We start from the raw sequence: 13,828 nt of genomic DNA, 5'->3' as shown, positions 1-13,828 counted from the left end.
CCCGGGCGGCGCTATCGCCGCCCCTTGCGCGGGTGCCCGGACGGGCGCCCGCGACTCGATCGATCCGACTTGAAGAGGCGCTAGTAAAACCAGCGTGCCTGCACGGCAGGTTTTGTTAGCGGCTCTAGGCCACCACGCTTTACAGCTCGAGGCACTTCATGAGCGAGTTACAACAAGAACAAGGTTTGGCGGGCAGCACGGCCGATTGGCCGAAGACGCTGTTCTATGTCGCGCTGCTGTTCTCCATCTACCAGATCGTCATGGCCGCGTTCCATCCGGTATCCAGCCAGGTGTTGCGTGCGGGCCACGTCGGCTTCCTGCTGATGCTGGTATTCCTCAGCTTCCCGGCGCGCGGCAACGGCAAGCCCTGGCAGCCGCTGGCCTGGGTCCTGGCGTTGGCCGGCATGGGCACCGCGTTGTACCAGTGGTATTTCGAGGGCGAGCTGATCCAGCGTTCCGGCGACCTGACGACGCTGGATTTCTACGTCGGCATCGCCCTGATCGTGCTGGTGTTCGAGGCCGCGCGCCGGGTCATGGGTATCGCACTGCCGATCATCTGCGCACTGTTCCTGGCCTATGGCCTGTTCGGCCAGTACCTGCCCGGCGACCTGGCGCACCGCGGCTATGACATCGACCAGCTGGTCAACCAGCTGGCCTACGGCACCGAGGGTCTCTACGGCACGCCGACCTACGTCTCGGCCACCTACATCTTCCTGTTCATCCTGTTCGGTGCCTTCCTCGAGCAGGCCGGCATGATCAAGCTGTTCACCGACTTCGCCATGGGCCTGTTCGGCCACAAGCTCGGCGGCCCGGCGAAGGTGTCGGTGGTGTCCTCGGCGCTGATGGGCACCATCACCGGTTCCGGCGTGGCCAACGTGGTGACCACCGGGCAGTTCACCATCCCGCTGATGAAGCGCTTCGGCTACCGCCCGGCCTTCGCCGGCGGCGTCGAGGCGACCTCCTCGATGGGCAGCCAGATGATGCCGCCGGTGATGGGCGCGGTGGCCTTCATCATGGCCGAGACCATCAACGTGCCGTTCTTCGAAGTCGCCAAGGCGGCGCTGATCCCCGCCCTGCTGTATTTCGGCTCGGTGTTCTGGATGGTCCACCTGGAAGCCAAGCGCGCCGACCTCAAGGGCCTGCCCAAGAGCGAGTGCCCGAGCGCCTGGGCGGCGGTGAAGGAGCGCTGGTTCCTGCTGATCCCGCTGCTAGTGCTGGTCTACCTGCTGTTCTCCGGCCGCACGCCGCTGTTCTCGGGGATGATCGGCCTGTCGCTGACGGCCATCGTCATCCTCGGCTCGGCGATCATCCTCAAGGTGTCCTCGTTCGCCCTGCGCATGGCGTTCTGGATCGCCCTGGGCGTACTCTGCGCCGGCTTCTTCCAGCTCGGCATCGGGGTGATCTTCGCCGTCATCGCGGCGCTGGTGGTGGCCTGCTGGTTCATCAAGGGCGGCCGCGACACCCTGGTGATCTGCCTGCATGCACTGGTCGAAGGCGCGCGCCACGCGGTGCCGGTGGGTATCGCCTGTACCCTGGTCGGCGTGATCATCGGCGTGGTGTCGCTGACCGGCGTCGCCTCGACCTTCGCCGGCTACATCCTGGCGGTCGGCGAGAACAACCTGTTCCTCTCGCTGATCCTGACCATGCTGACCTGCCTGGTGCTGGGCATGGGCATCCCGACCATTCCCAACTACATCATCACCAGCTCGATCGCCGCACCGGCGCTGCTGGACCTCGGCGTGCCGCTGATCGTCTCGCACATGTTCGTCTTCTACTTCGGCATCCTCGCCGACCTCACCCCGCCGGTCGCGCTGGCCTGCTTCGCCGCGGCGCCGATCGCCAAGGAGCGCGGGCTGAAGATCAGCTTCTGGGCGGTGCGCATCGCCATTGCCGGCTTCGTCGTGCCCTTCATGGCGGTCTATAACCCCTCGCTGATGCTGCAGGGCGACAGCCTGGGGATGACGCTGTACATGATCGTCAAGGCCACCTTCGCCATCGGCCTCTGGGGCATCGCCTCGATCGGCTACCTGCAACGGCCGCTGGCCTGGTGGGAGCGGCTGCTCGGCTTCGCCGCCGGAGCCACGCTGATCATGGCGCTGCCGATCACCGACGAGATCGGCTTCGGCATCGGCATCCTGCTGCTGGCGCAACATGTGGTGCGCGCCCGCCGCGCCGGCCCGGTACTGGCATGATCGGTCTCTGCCTCGGCCTGGCAGGTGCGGTGTGGGCGCAAGTGCCCACGCCGGACTTCACCCTGGCGTGGAACCACACCATCGAGAAGATCCGCTGGGAAGAGGACTACCGCGTCACGCCGGACGGGCTGCTGCTCGGCGAGGCGCGGGTCAGGGGTTCGGGCGCCGGGATGGAAATCCCCGACGGCGCCGAACTGCGCGACGGCGCCTGGCACTACCAGCGCCAGCTGCCGCCGTTGCCACGCCTGCGCCTGGGGCGAACCCCCGAGGCAGGCGACTACCAACTGTGTTTCGACCAGCGTTGCCACGCGATGAGCGAATGGCTCGGCCCGCCACAAGCGGACCGGCCCGCGCTGGAACTCTGGGGCTGCGAACTCGCCGCGCCCGGAGCGTCCTGATCCACCGGCGGGCATCCTCGCCCGCCGGATCGGCAGGCACTTGCATCCCGGGCCGTGCGCCAGGCTAGCTGGCCGCCGCCTCCCCTTCGGCCCCACGGCGCAGCGCCATCTGCCGCCGCGCCGACCGCTTGCGCCACCAGATCACCCCGCCGGTCACCGACAGCACCGCGATCGCCACGCCCAGCACGGCGATCAGGATGCGACCCGGCAAGCCGAGAATGCGCCCGCCGTGGATCGCCGGTTGCAGCAGGTGGAACTGCTGCCCCAGCGTGCCCTGGCCAGGAATCTCCTGGCCGAGCAGACGCCCGTCGGTGCCGTGGAAGAACAGCCAGGCATTGCCCTGATTGCTGTCGTGCTCGCCGAAACCGGCGCCATAGAAGTTGTACTCGAAGCTGTAGTACAGCTCGGTGATCGCTTCGCTCAGGCCGAGCTCGGCGGCGTGCTGCATGGCGTAGTCGTACGCCTGGTGGAAGTCGTAGGCGGTAGTGCCCAACTGCTCGGCCGGCATCCGCCCGCGGGCCTCGTAGACGCTCGGCTCCACGGGCGAGAACAGTGAAACCACCGGCTTGAACACCTGCTCCGGCAGGTTCATCGCCACGCTGCTGACCGCCACTGGCGTGAGCAGCAGCCACAGCCACAGGCCGCCTGCGCGGTGTACGTCGTGATTCATGCGCTGGCGCTTGATCTTCCAGGACGTCCACCACTTGCCGAAGAACGGCCGGCCACGGGGAAAGGTCAGCAGCAGCGAGACCAGGCAATCGATTACCCAGGCGATTGCCACGATGCCCATCAACCACAGCCCCCAGTTGCCCGGCAGCGACAGGTTGTAATGGAACTCGAGAATGAAGGGCACGAAGTTCTTGCGCGAGAAGCAGCACTCGCCCCAATAGCGCGTACCCACCGGCTCGCCAGTCACCGCATCGAGGTAATGCACCACGGGTCGTTCGTCATAGGGCTTGCCGGTCGCCGGATCGTCGCGCGGCACCAGCGCCATCAGCGCGGCGTGGCCGGGTTCGCTGGGAAACTCCATGTACCAGACCTGCATGCGCGGGTTGGCCTGCTCGACGCGCTCCACCAGCGTCCCCGGCGCCAGCACCGGGCCCTCACTGGTGGTGTGGTAGAACTCCGGGTTGAGCCATTCATCCAGCTCGTGATGGAAGGCCAGGATGCTGCCGGTAATGCCGGCGAGAAACAGGAAGATCGCCGTGGCCAGGCCGATATAGCGGTGCAGGAGCACAAGAATCGAACGCATCGTCGGTTGTCCGCCTTTCAGAAAGCACAAAGCCGCCGGCCTTTGGGGACCGGCGGCGGCTCAGCGTTATCAGAAGTCGTAGGTCACGGTAGCCATGACATTGCGCGACTCGCCGTAATAGCACTGGCTCAGGCTGTTGCACGCAGCGACGTATTTTTCGTCGGTGAGGTTGTTCAGGTTCAGGCGCACGCCAACCCCCTGCAGCCCCACGCGCGACAGGTCGTAGCCGAGCATCGCGTCATACAAGGTGTAGGACGGGATGCGCAGGGTGTTCTCCGCGTCCGCCCAGCTCTTGCCGAAGTAGCGCGCCCCACCGCCCACCTGAAGACCGGCCAGCGGCCCCTGATCGAAGGTGTAGTCGGTCCACAGCGAAGCCATGTTGCGCGCCACCGCATTCGGGGTGTTGCCGCGGTTGTTGACCCCGGCGGCGCCGGTGAAGTCCTTGGAATACTCGACATCCATGTAGGTGTAGCTGGCGATCAGGTTGACCTGCTCGATGGGCCGCAGGCGCGCTTCGACTTCCACGCCCTTCGAGGTGAGCTCACCCACTGCGCGGTAGAAGTTCTCGTTGGAATCCTTGTTCGCCAGGTTGGACTGCTTCAGGTCGAACCAGGAGAGGGTGTACAGATCATCGGTGCCCAGCGGCTGGTACTTCAGGCCCACCTCGACCTGCTCGCCTTCGGTGGGATCGAGCAGCGTGATGTCGAAGCCGCCGCTGCCGTTGGCGTTGTACGCCGCGGTGGCGTTGGGGTTGAACGACTCGGAGTAGCTGGCGTAGGGCGACAGGCCGTTGTCGAAGGCATAGAGCACGCCGACGCGACCGGTGAACTGCTCGAGCTTGGCGTTATCGGCCTGCTCGCCGTAGCTCGCGTCCTCGGTATGGTCGAACGACACATCCACCCAGTCCTGACGCATGCCCAGCGAGAAGCGCCAGTTGTCGAGGCTGATCAGGTCCTGCACATAGAAGCCGGTCTGCTCCAGCTCGCGGGTCTCGTCGTACTGGTGGTAGAACAGCGGGCTGCCGACGCCGACTGCGCCGCTGTAGGGGTTGATCGGCGCCAGGCCGTAGCCGGCGTCGTAGGCGACCTTGGCCTTGCGCCGCTGATAGTCGAGGCCGGTCACCAGGGTGTGGCTGAGCGCGCCGGTATCGAAGAGAAACTGCAGCTGGTTGTCGATGGTCCAGGCGTGCAGCGCCTCGTCGGCCCCGGTGTAGTAGCGCACCAGCTCGTCGGCCGTCGCGTAGCCGTACTGGTAGACCTGGCCGGAGTCCACGGTCGAGTCGAGGTACTGGAAATTCTGCCGCGCCGAAACCACGTCGTTGAAGCGATGCTCCAGCTGATAGCCGATCATCTGCTGGTCGCGCTCGAACTTCTCGTAGTCCTCGTCGCCCTCGAAGAAGCTGCGCGAGATGCGCTGGCCATTGTGCGAGGTCACCGTGCCATCGGCCGGCAGGCCGCCGTGGTAGCCACTTTCCGGATCGCGCTGCAGCATCGCCAGCAGGGTCAGGCGGGTGTCCTCGGTGAAGTCGATGCTCACCGAGGGCATCACCGCATAGCGCTGCTCCTCGATGCCATCGACCTGGTTGTCGGCATCCTTGGCCACGCCCGCGAGGCGATAGGCGATGCGCTCGTCGTCCAGCGGGCCGGTGAAGTCGAACGCAGCCTGCTTGTAGTCGTGGCTGCCGTAGGCGAACTGCAGCTGGCGGCTGGCTTCCTTCTGCGGCTTCTTGCTGGTCATCGCCACCAGGCCACCCGGCAGGCTGCGGCCATAGAGCACCGAGGATGGGCCCTTGAGGATGTCGATGCGCTCGATGAAGTACGGATCGACCTGCAGGCTGCTGTAGGTGCCGCTGTCACCGAGCAGCTTCTGCCCGTCGAGGTAGAGGTTGTCCACCGATCCATCGGTGATGCCGCGCATGGCGACATAGTCGTAGCGGGTGGTGGCGCCATAGGGCGTGCTCATCAGGCCCGGCGTGTAGCGCACCGCCTGGGCGATGGAGCGCGAACCCTGGTCCTCGATCTGCTGGCGGGTGACCACCGAGACGGTTTGCGAGGTTTCCACCAGCGGCATGCTGGTCTTGGTCGCCACGCTGCTGTGGGTGGCGCTGTAGCCGTCCATCTCGCCCAGCGCGTTGCCCAGGGCGAAGCCCTGCACCGTCATCGATTGCAGCTCGACCGCGCCGGTTTCGCTGGCGCGGCGGACCAGCGAATAGCTGCCCTGGCTGTCGCGCACTGCCTGCAGGCCGCTGCCGGCCAGCAACCGGGCGAAGCCTTCGTCGACCCCGTAGCGCCCCTCGAGCCCGGCCGACTGGCGGCCCTGCAACAGGCTGCCGTCCACCGACAGCAGCACGCCCGCCTCGCCGGCAAAGCGACTCAGCGCTGCCGACAGGCTGCCGGCGGGAATCGCATAGTGCTGCGGCGTTTGCGCGGCCAGGACGACGAGCGGACTGCCGGCCAGCGGCAGGCACAACAACGCGGCACGGATGGCACGGGCCAGCGGTTGCGGATAACGACGGGACGGTGTGGATGACTGCATGCGACGGACCCTCGGCGGGTAGGTGACTGGGTGTGTGCAGCTGTTGCCCCGTCGCGCCGATAAAAGGGAACCGCGTTTGCGAATATTTTTCATCCAGTCTCAGGCCGGCCGGATCTCCACCCACCACGGCAACCGGCGCTCGATGCGGACCGGCAGGGTGGCCGCCAGCGCATCGAGGACGCGCTCGGGATCGTCCAGCGGGAAGGCGCCGACCACGCGCAGCCCGGCGACTCGCGGGTCGCAGCCCAGGTGGCCGCGGCGATAGCGGGCCAGTTCGGCGACGAAGCGCGCCAGCGGCAGGTCGTCGGCCAGCAGTACGCCGCGGCTCCAGGCCTGGCGGCCGCTGTCCGCGGCGCGTAGCGCGCCGATGCCGGTGGCGTCGAAGGCAAGGCCCTGGCCGGCGGCCAGGCGCTGCTGCATCCCGCGCCCGGCCTGCAGGCGCACCTCGCCGGCATAGACATTGAGCTGGCTGCGTGCGCCGGCCAGGGTCAGCGCGAACCGGGCCGGCTGGCCGGCACTGACCAGGCCGGCCGGGCTGCGCAAGACAAAGGGCCGCGGGTCGCCGGCGGTCTCCAGCAGCGCCTCGCCCTGGTGCAGGCGCACCATGCGCACGCGCGCATCGAACGCGATATCCGCTGCACTGCGGGTGTTGAGCCACAGCCGCGAGCCATCGGCCAGCGCCAGTTCGCGCACCTCGCCGACCGCCGTGCTCTGCCCGGCGAGCCACTGCGGCCAGGGCGCGCGCGTGCCGGCAAGGCCCAGCAGGCCACCGCAGGCGGCCAGCGAGAGCAGCTTGAGCGCCTGGCGGCGGCCGCGATCGGGCTGCTGCAACAACCGTCCGGCACGGCGGCTGGCCGGGTCGACGGCCAGCGCCAGCACCCGTCCGCTGATGGCTTCGACCCGCGCCCAGGCCTGCGCATGGGCCGGCTCGCTGACCCAGCGTTGCCAGGCGCGCCGTTCGGCCTCGCCCGCGGCTTCGTCCTGCAGCACGGCGAACCAGTGCGCGGCCTGCTCGAGGACCTGGCGCTCGCCGCTCATGCGTCATCCGCCAGCTGGAGGCAATGCAGCATCGCCTGGGCCATGTACTTCTTCACCATGCGCTCGGAGACCCCCAGCTCGGCGGCGATCGCCGCGTAGGTCAGGCCCTGCAGCTGCGACAGCAGGAAGGCCCGGCGCACCCGCTCCGGCAGCCGCGCGAGCATGGCCTCGACCTGCAGCAGGGTTTCGACCACCAGCGCCTGGGTCTCGGGCGACGGTGCCAGCGGCTCGGGTTGCAGCGCCAGGGCCTCGAGGTAGGCCTGCTCCAGCTGTCGGCGCCGCCAGTGGTTGAGCAGCAGGCCCTTGGCGATGGTGTGCAGGTAGGCGCGCGGCTCGCGGATGCCGTTCGGGTCCGACTCCTTGGCCAGGACCCGGACGAAGGTGTCCTGCGCCAGGTCGGCCGCTCGCTGGCTGCAACCGAGCTGGCGCCGCAGCCAGCCGTTCAGCCAGCCGCTGTTCTCGGCATAGAGCCGATGCAGCGCCTGCTGGCGGAGGATACCTTCGCTTGCCATGTGCCTTCCCCGAATGCTGTGGCGCGAATGCTAACGCTTCTCAACAATGGAAAGCCATGGGTCGGATCCTCGGCGCGCCGGGTGGCGCTCGGCTAGGCTGCACGGATCCCTTCCATGGAGAGCCGACGATGCGTGCTTCACTCTGCCTGGCCAGTGCCCTGCTGTTCACCGCCGCCGCCCAGGCGGCACCGATCCTGCCCGGGTTGTGGGAATTCACCAGCCAGGACCTGCAGGTCGATGGCCAGCAGATGCCCGGCATGCAGGCGATGCTCGAGCAGCTACAGAACCTGCCGCCGGAGCAGCGGCAGATGATGGAGGGCATGCTCGCCCAGCAGGGCATGCAGCTGGGTGGCCAGGGCATGCGTATCTGCCTGAGCCAGGCGCAGGTGGCCGCCGAGAAGCTGCCGTTCAGCGACGACCCGGCCTGCACCCAGCGGATCACCGAACGCAGCGACACGCGCTGGACCTTCAGCTTCGAATGCCCCGACGCCCGCGGCCAGGGCGAGACGCGCTTCGTCAGCGAACGCGAGTTCGTCACCCGCCTGGAGACCGAGCAGCGCGCCGAGGGCATGCCGCGCAACACGCAGCTCGAATCCCGCGCGCGCTGGCTCGGCGAGGACTGCGGCAGCCTGCGGCCGGCACGCTAGCCCGGCTGCCGGCGGGGTTCCACGTGAAACCTAGGGCTTTTCCCAGTGCGCGCCGTCTTGCGCCTCGCAGGCCGGCTGGAGGAAGCGCGCATCGCCGGCGACGCCGTAGTAGTGCACGTCCTGGCGGTAATCGAGGTTCGAGGCCTGGGCGTTGCGGCAGATGCCGAAGGCCCCCTGCGGGCAGCTGGCGAGATACTCCACCTCGACGTCCTGGCCGGCCAGCTCCGGCTTGCAGAAGCCGCTGCGAAACAGCTCGCGGGGAATGCTGCGGTTCTGCTGGCAGACCTGCACCGCCACCTCGCCGGCACGGCTGGTGACGACGCAGGCATCGGCCAGGGCCATACCGCTCATGAACAACAAGGACAGCAGCAGCGCACGCATCATCGACTCCCCGCAGGACGGCGCGACTCTAGGTCCTGCGTCGGCGCTTGTCGAGCCGCGTTGCCGCGAGCTGGCGGCGGGCGCACAAAGCCTTTCGCCGCAGCGGCCGAGCGGGCACCATGGCGCGATGCTCGAACAGATCCCCACCCACCTGATCGCCGGCCCGCTGGGCGCCGGCAAGACCAGCCTGCTGCGCGACCTGCTGGCGCAACGCCCGGCGCACGAGCGCTGGGCCGTGCTGATCAACGAGTTCGGCCAGATCGGCCTCGACGCCGCGCTGCTCGAAGGCAGCGGCGGCGATGGTGCGACCCTGCACGAGGTCGCCGGCGGCTGCCTGTGCTGCGTCAACGGCCTGCCCTTCCAGGTCGGCCTCGGCCGCCTGTTGCGCCGCGCGCGGCCGCAGCGCCTGTTCATCGAACCGTCCGGCCTGGGCCATCCCGGCACGCTGCTGCGCCAGCTGCGCGAGCCGCCCTGGCAGGCGGTGCTCAGCGTGCAGCCACCGGTGATGGTGCTCGATGCGGCGGCGCTGGCCGCCGGTTCGCCGCTGCCGGACAGCCAGCAGGCCGCCCTGGCCGAAGCCGGGCTGCTGGTGCTGAACAAGAGCGAAAGCCTCGGTGCCCCGGCCCGCGCCGCGCTGGCGACGGTATTCGCCGGCCGCCCGCTGTACTGGACCTGCCAGGGGCACCTGCCGCTGGCGCTGCTGCCGGGCGCCAACCAGCAGGGCTCGCTGGCCGAGGCGGCGCTGCCACCGGCGGCGGCACCCGCGCCCGGCCAGCTCTGGCTCGATCCGGCGCAGCCACTGTGCGCCAGCCATGCCGACGCGCAGGGCTGGAGCATCGGCTGGCGCTGGCACCCGTCGCAGCGCTTCGACCTGGCGCGCCTGCAGCACTGGCTGCAAGGCTGGCCCTGGCGGCGCGCCAAGCTGGTGGTGCATGGCGCGCAGGGCTGGGTGTCGGCCAACGCGCTGCCGGGCGCGGCCCTGGACTGGCGCGCCAGCGAATGGCGCAAGGATTCGCGGCTGGAACTGATCTTCGCCGCGGCGCAGGACGAAACCCGTCTGCGCGAAGAGCTGGCGGCCTGCCGGCTGGACGACGCGCGCTAGTCGTTACGCCGGCGCCATTCGTCGAGCTGGATCACCCGGCCCGGCTGGCGGGCCTCCGGCTGGCGCACCGGATGGGCCTGCAGCTCGATACGCCCGACCTTGGCACCGTACATGGTCACCGAGCCCTGGTGGCGCTGTTCGCCGGTGACGGTGAATTCGAAGCCGTACAGCCGCGCCAGCCGGCGCTGACCGCGGGCGTCGCGGACGATGGCCAGGCGGCGGAAGGCGACGTTGCCGTCGAGCAGCTCGACATCCTCGCGCTCGCAATGCCGGCGCACCGCCGCCAGCGCCCGCTCGCGGATACCGTGGGAATGCCACAGCCAGGCGCCGCCCGCCGCCAGCAGCAGGAACAGCGCGAGATTGCCCAGGCTCAGCATGCCGTTGCCCCGTTCAGCTCTGCAGCCAGACGTCGCGCGCCCAGTGCCAGACGCTTTCCCAGGTCTGCTCGGTGAGCTCGCCAGTGGCGCCGCTCCACAGCGTCACCTCGCCGTCCAGGTCGACCACGTAGTAGTCCAGGCCGTCCTGGCACAGCGGCACCAGGTCGCGCGGCACGCCGGCGTCCCAGGCGTTGGCGGCGACCTCCGGGAGGAAGGTGTGCGACTGCGGATCGCAGGCGGTGACCGGCTCCAGCCGGCCATAGACCACATCGCTGACCTGCAGCAGGAACTCGCGCAGGCCGAACGGCAGGTTGATCAGCAGCTGTTCCTCGATCTCCACCAGCAGGTCGTCGTCGGGCAGCTCCAGCGGTACCGGCACCGGCTCGTTCAGTTCTCGCAGCTGTTCGATGACTTCTTCCACGTGCGCCTCGCTCGCCTCGGGTGATTCGATAGTTCGTCCATACACGCCGGCAGGCCGCGCCGTGGCGACCGCCTGTCCAGGCGCCCGTTTATACGCCGCCTTCGATTGGCCAGCCAGTCTCATCGGGTTAAAGTGACCGTCTTTTCAGCCCGGCCGCGGCACCCGCGGCCGGAACGCCGAGGCGGCGAGGCGCCCGCCGGCCGACAGGAGACCCCATGGCCACCAGCCCAGCCCCGGACCTCGCCCAGGCCATCGCCCAGTGCGCCGACGAGCCGATCGAGATTCCCGGCAGCATCCAGTCCCACGGCTTCCTGCTGGTGCTCGGCGAGCCGCAGCTCTGCATCCTGCAGGCCAGCGAGAACGTCGAACGCTGGCTCGGCCGCCCGGCCGAGCATCTGCTGGGCCGGCGCCTCGACGAGTTGCTGCCGGAGCTGCAACTGGCAACGCGGCTGCAGGCACTGAGCGCCGGCGACAACAACCCCTTCCATCTGCGCGATTTCGATTTCGAAGTCCCCGGCGCGGGCCTGCAGCGCTTCGCCCTGATGGCGCACCGCTACGCCGGGCGGCTGATCGTCGAGTTCGTCTGCGCCAGCAGCGCCAGCGACGCCTACGACAACCTCTACCCGCTGATGCGCACCTTCGTCGCCGAGCTGGAGAGCACCCGCGAGCTGGACGACATCTGTGCGCTGGCGGTGCGCGAGGTCAAGCGCATCTGCGGTTTCGGCCGGGTGAAGATCTACCGCTTCGATGCCGAGGGCAACGGCCTGGTGCTGGCCGAGCAGGCCGATGCCGGCTATCCCAGCTACCTGGGCCTGCGCTTCCCCGCCGCGGACATCCCGCCGCAGGCGCGCCGGCTGTACTGCAGCAACCTGATCCGCGTGATCCAGGACGCCAACTACCAGCCGGCGCGCCTGGTGCCGGCGCTGAACCCGGAGACCGGCGCCCCGCTGGACCTGAGCTTCGCCGCACTGCGCAGCGTCTCGCCGGTGCACCTGCAGTACATGCGCAACATGGGCACGCTGGCCTCGATGTCGATCTCCATCATCATCGGCGGGCAGCTGTGGGGGCTGATTTCCTGCCACAACACCCAACCGCGCCAGGTCAGCTACCAGACGCGCACCGCCTGCGAGCTGCTCGGCCGCATCCTCGCCCTGCAGATCGAGGCCAAGGAAACCGCCAGCCTGGCGCAGCGCAAGCTCGAGCTGCGCCGCCAGGTGGTCCAGCTGCTGGCGGCCATGGCCGACTGCGACAGCGTGATCGACGGTCTGCGCAGCGTGCCCGACGTGGTGCTCGAGTTCACCCGCGCGCATGGCGCCGCGGTGATCGCCGGGACGAGCTGCGAAGCCTTCGGCGAGGCGCCGCCGACCGAGCAACTGCAGGAACTGGCGCAATGGCTGGCGGAAAACAGCGAGCAGGTGATGTTCCACAGCGACAACCTCGGCCGCGACCTGCCGCAGCTGCCGGCGCTGGCCGAGCACAGCGCCGGCCTGCTGGCCATCGCCATCTCCCGCCTGCACGCGCACTACCTGGTGTGGTTCCGCCGCGAGCAGGTGATGGCCATCGACTGGGCCGGGCAGCCGGAGAAGCGCATCGACGCCGCCACCGGCGCGCTGTCGCCGCGACACAGCTTCGCCCGCTGGCAGGAAATCCTGCGCGGCTTCGCCGAGCCCTGGGATGCGGTGGAGCTCGAGGGCGCGCTGGAGCTGCGCAACGCGGTGCTCGGCATCGTGCTGCGCAAGGCCGAGGAGCTGGCCCAGCTGGCCGGCGAGCTGCGCAAGAGCAACAAGGAGCTGGAAGCCTTCTCCTACAGCGTGTCCCATGACCTGCGCGCACCGCTGCGGCACATCGCCGGCTACGCCGAGCTGCTCGGCGAGCTGGAAGGCGGCAAGCTCAGCGAGCGCGGCGTGCGCTTCCTCGACAACATCGCCGAATCGGCGCGCTTCGCCGGCACCCTGGTGGACGACCTGCTGAGCTTCTCGCAGATGGGCCGCTCGGCGCTGCGCCTGTCGGACGTCAACCTCGGCGCGCTGGTGGAAGCCATCCGCCGCGAAATGGCCCCGGACATCCAGCAACGCGAGATCGACTGGCAGATCGCGCCGATGCCGGTGGTGGTCGCCGACGCGGCCTTCATCCACATGGCGCTGCGCAACCTGATCGCCAACGCTGTGAAGTACAGCCGCACCCGCGCGCGTGCGCTGATCGAAGTCGGCGCCGAGGAACGCGCCGGCGAGGTGGTGGTCCACGTACGCGACAACGGCGTGGGCTTCAACATGCAGTACGCCAACAAGCTGTTCGGCGTGTTCCAGCGCCTGCACCGCATGGAAGAGTTCGAAGGCACCGGCATCGGCCTGGCCAGCGTGCGGCGCATCGTCGAACGCCACGACGGCCGCGTCTGGGCCGAGGGCGAACCCGATCGCGGCGCGACCTTCTATTTCGCCCTACCCAAGCTCGACTACTCCCCCAACGCCTGACGAATAGACGCCATGCTCAAACCCATTCTGCTGATCGAAGACAATCCCCACGATCTCGAGCTGACCCTGATCGCCCTGGAGCGCAGCCAGCTGGCCAACGAGGTGGTCGTCATGCGCGACGGCGCCGAGGCCCTGGACTACCTGCAGCGCACTGGCAAGCATGCCGGGCGCACCGAGGGCAATCCGGCGGTGCTGCTGCTGGACCTGAAGCTGCCCAAGGTCGATGGCCTGGAGGTGCTGCAGACCGTGCGCGCCTCGGACTCGCTGCGCAGCATCCCGGTGGTGATGCTGACCTCCTCGCGCGAAGAGCCGGACCTGGCCCGTGCCTACGAACTGGGCGTGAACGCCTACGTGGTCAAACCGGTCGAATTCAAGGATTTCGTCGCCGCCATCTCCGAACTGGGGATTTTCTGGGCTGTACTCAACGAGCCGCCGCCCGGCTCCACGCGCTACAAGCGCAACGGCCCGGATTTCGACTGAGCCCAACCCAACCAACAGCGTG

General features: G+C 68.6%; 13 protein-coding genes. 6 read left to right on the top strand and 7 right to left on the bottom strand.

The features are described from left to right. The first annotated feature begins 158 nt into the window (after positions 1-158). Positions 159-2,192, top strand: coding sequence for a TRAP transporter permease (locus L3N39_RS01425; protein ID WP_237255433.1), 2,034 nt, complete (start codon positions 159-161; stop codon positions 2,190-2,192). Beyond that, on the top strand, positions 2,189-2,590 hold the full coding sequence (locus L3N39_RS01420) for a DUF1850 domain-containing protein (protein WP_237255432.1): 402 nt from the start codon (positions 2,189-2,191) through the stop codon (positions 2,588-2,590). Before L3N39_RS01425 ends, L3N39_RS01420 begins: the two co-directional genes overlap by 4 nt. A gap of 64 nt (positions 2,591-2,654) precedes the next feature. Here L3N39_RS01420 and L3N39_RS01415 read toward each other — a convergent pair whose 3' ends face one another. The 4 genes from L3N39_RS01415 to L3N39_RS01400 all read right to left on the bottom strand — a co-directional run bounded on the left by L3N39_RS01415 (position 2,655) and on the right by L3N39_RS01400 (position 7,927). Then, positions 2,655-3,842: a PepSY-associated TM helix domain-containing protein gene (locus L3N39_RS01415; RefSeq protein WP_237255431.1), complete on the bottom strand. Its 1,188-nt coding sequence runs from the start codon at positions 3,840-3,842 to the stop codon at positions 2,655-2,657. Positions 3,843-3,911: 69 nt separating this feature from the next. Beyond that, positions 3,912-6,377, bottom strand: a complete 2,466-nt coding sequence (locus L3N39_RS01410) for a TonB-dependent siderophore receptor (RefSeq protein WP_237255430.1) — start codon at positions 6,375-6,377, stop codon at positions 3,912-3,914. A 99-nt stretch (positions 6,378-6,476) separates the two neighbouring features. Further along, positions 6,477-7,415, bottom strand: a complete 939-nt coding sequence (locus L3N39_RS01405; protein ID WP_237255429.1) for a FecR domain-containing protein — start codon at positions 7,413-7,415, stop codon at positions 6,477-6,479. After that, positions 7,412-7,927: a sigma-70 family RNA polymerase sigma factor gene (locus L3N39_RS01400; protein WP_237255428.1), complete on the bottom strand. Its 516-nt coding sequence runs from the start codon at positions 7,925-7,927 to the stop codon at positions 7,412-7,414. The genes L3N39_RS01405 and L3N39_RS01400 overlap by 4 nt, the downstream gene beginning before the upstream one ends. 128 nt (positions 7,928-8,055) lie before the next feature. Here L3N39_RS01400 and L3N39_RS01395 point away from each other — a divergent pair, with 128 nt between their 5' ends. Continuing rightward, positions 8,056-8,574, top strand: coding sequence for a DUF3617 domain-containing protein (locus L3N39_RS01395; RefSeq protein ID WP_237255427.1), 519 nt, complete (start codon positions 8,056-8,058; stop codon positions 8,572-8,574). Between the two features lie 30 nt (positions 8,575-8,604). On the opposite strand, the gene L3N39_RS01390 is transcribed toward L3N39_RS01395, so the two are convergent. Next, positions 8,605-8,955 carry an NADH:ubiquinone oxidoreductase gene (locus tag L3N39_RS01390; protein ID WP_237255426.1) on the bottom strand — a complete coding sequence of 117 codons (351 nt, stop codon included), beginning with the start codon at positions 8,953-8,955 and terminating at the stop codon, positions 8,605-8,607. 127 nt (positions 8,956-9,082) lie between these two features. Here L3N39_RS01390 and L3N39_RS01385 point away from each other — a divergent pair, with 127 nt between their 5' ends. After that, the gene (locus L3N39_RS01385; RefSeq protein ID WP_237255425.1) at positions 9,083-10,057 is read left to right on the top strand and encodes a CobW family GTP-binding protein; all 975 of its coding nucleotides are present in this window, start codon (positions 9,083-9,085) and stop codon (positions 10,055-10,057) included. On the opposite strand, the gene L3N39_RS01380 is transcribed toward L3N39_RS01385, so the two are convergent. Beyond that, positions 10,054-10,434: a DUF3301 domain-containing protein gene (locus L3N39_RS01380; protein ID WP_237255424.1), complete on the bottom strand. Its 381-nt coding sequence runs from the start codon at positions 10,432-10,434 to the stop codon at positions 10,054-10,056. The two genes, L3N39_RS01385 and L3N39_RS01380, sit on opposite strands and share 4 nt — an antisense overlap. A gap of 13 nt (positions 10,435-10,447) precedes the next feature. Beyond that, a complete protein-coding gene (locus L3N39_RS01375; RefSeq protein ID WP_237255423.1) occupies positions 10,448-10,855 on the bottom strand; it encodes an SMI1/KNR4 family protein in 408 nt (135 codons plus the stop codon). 215 nt (positions 10,856-11,070) lie between these two features. On the opposite strand from L3N39_RS01375, the gene L3N39_RS01370 reads away from it, so the two are divergent. Both L3N39_RS01370 and L3N39_RS01365 read left to right on the top strand, forming a co-directional pair. Then, complete coding sequence (locus tag L3N39_RS01370) at positions 11,071-13,326, top strand: ATP-binding protein (RefSeq protein ID WP_237255422.1); 2,256 nt, start codon at positions 11,071-11,073, stop codon at positions 13,324-13,326. Between the two features lie 12 nt (positions 13,327-13,338). Next, the gene (locus L3N39_RS01365) at positions 13,339-13,806 is read left to right on the top strand and encodes a response regulator (protein WP_237255421.1); all 468 of its coding nucleotides are present in this window, start codon (positions 13,339-13,341) and stop codon (positions 13,804-13,806) included. Positions 13,807-13,828 lie beyond the last annotated feature (22 nt).

The organism is Pseudomonas oligotrophica, assembly GCF_021726475.1.
In the GTDB taxonomy this organism is placed as follows: Bacteria; Pseudomonadota; Gammaproteobacteria; order Pseudomonadales; family Pseudomonadaceae; genus Stutzerimonas; species Stutzerimonas oligotrophica.
Note: the sequence above shows the minus strand (reverse complement) of the source record. Positions and strands in the feature narration are given on the sequence as shown.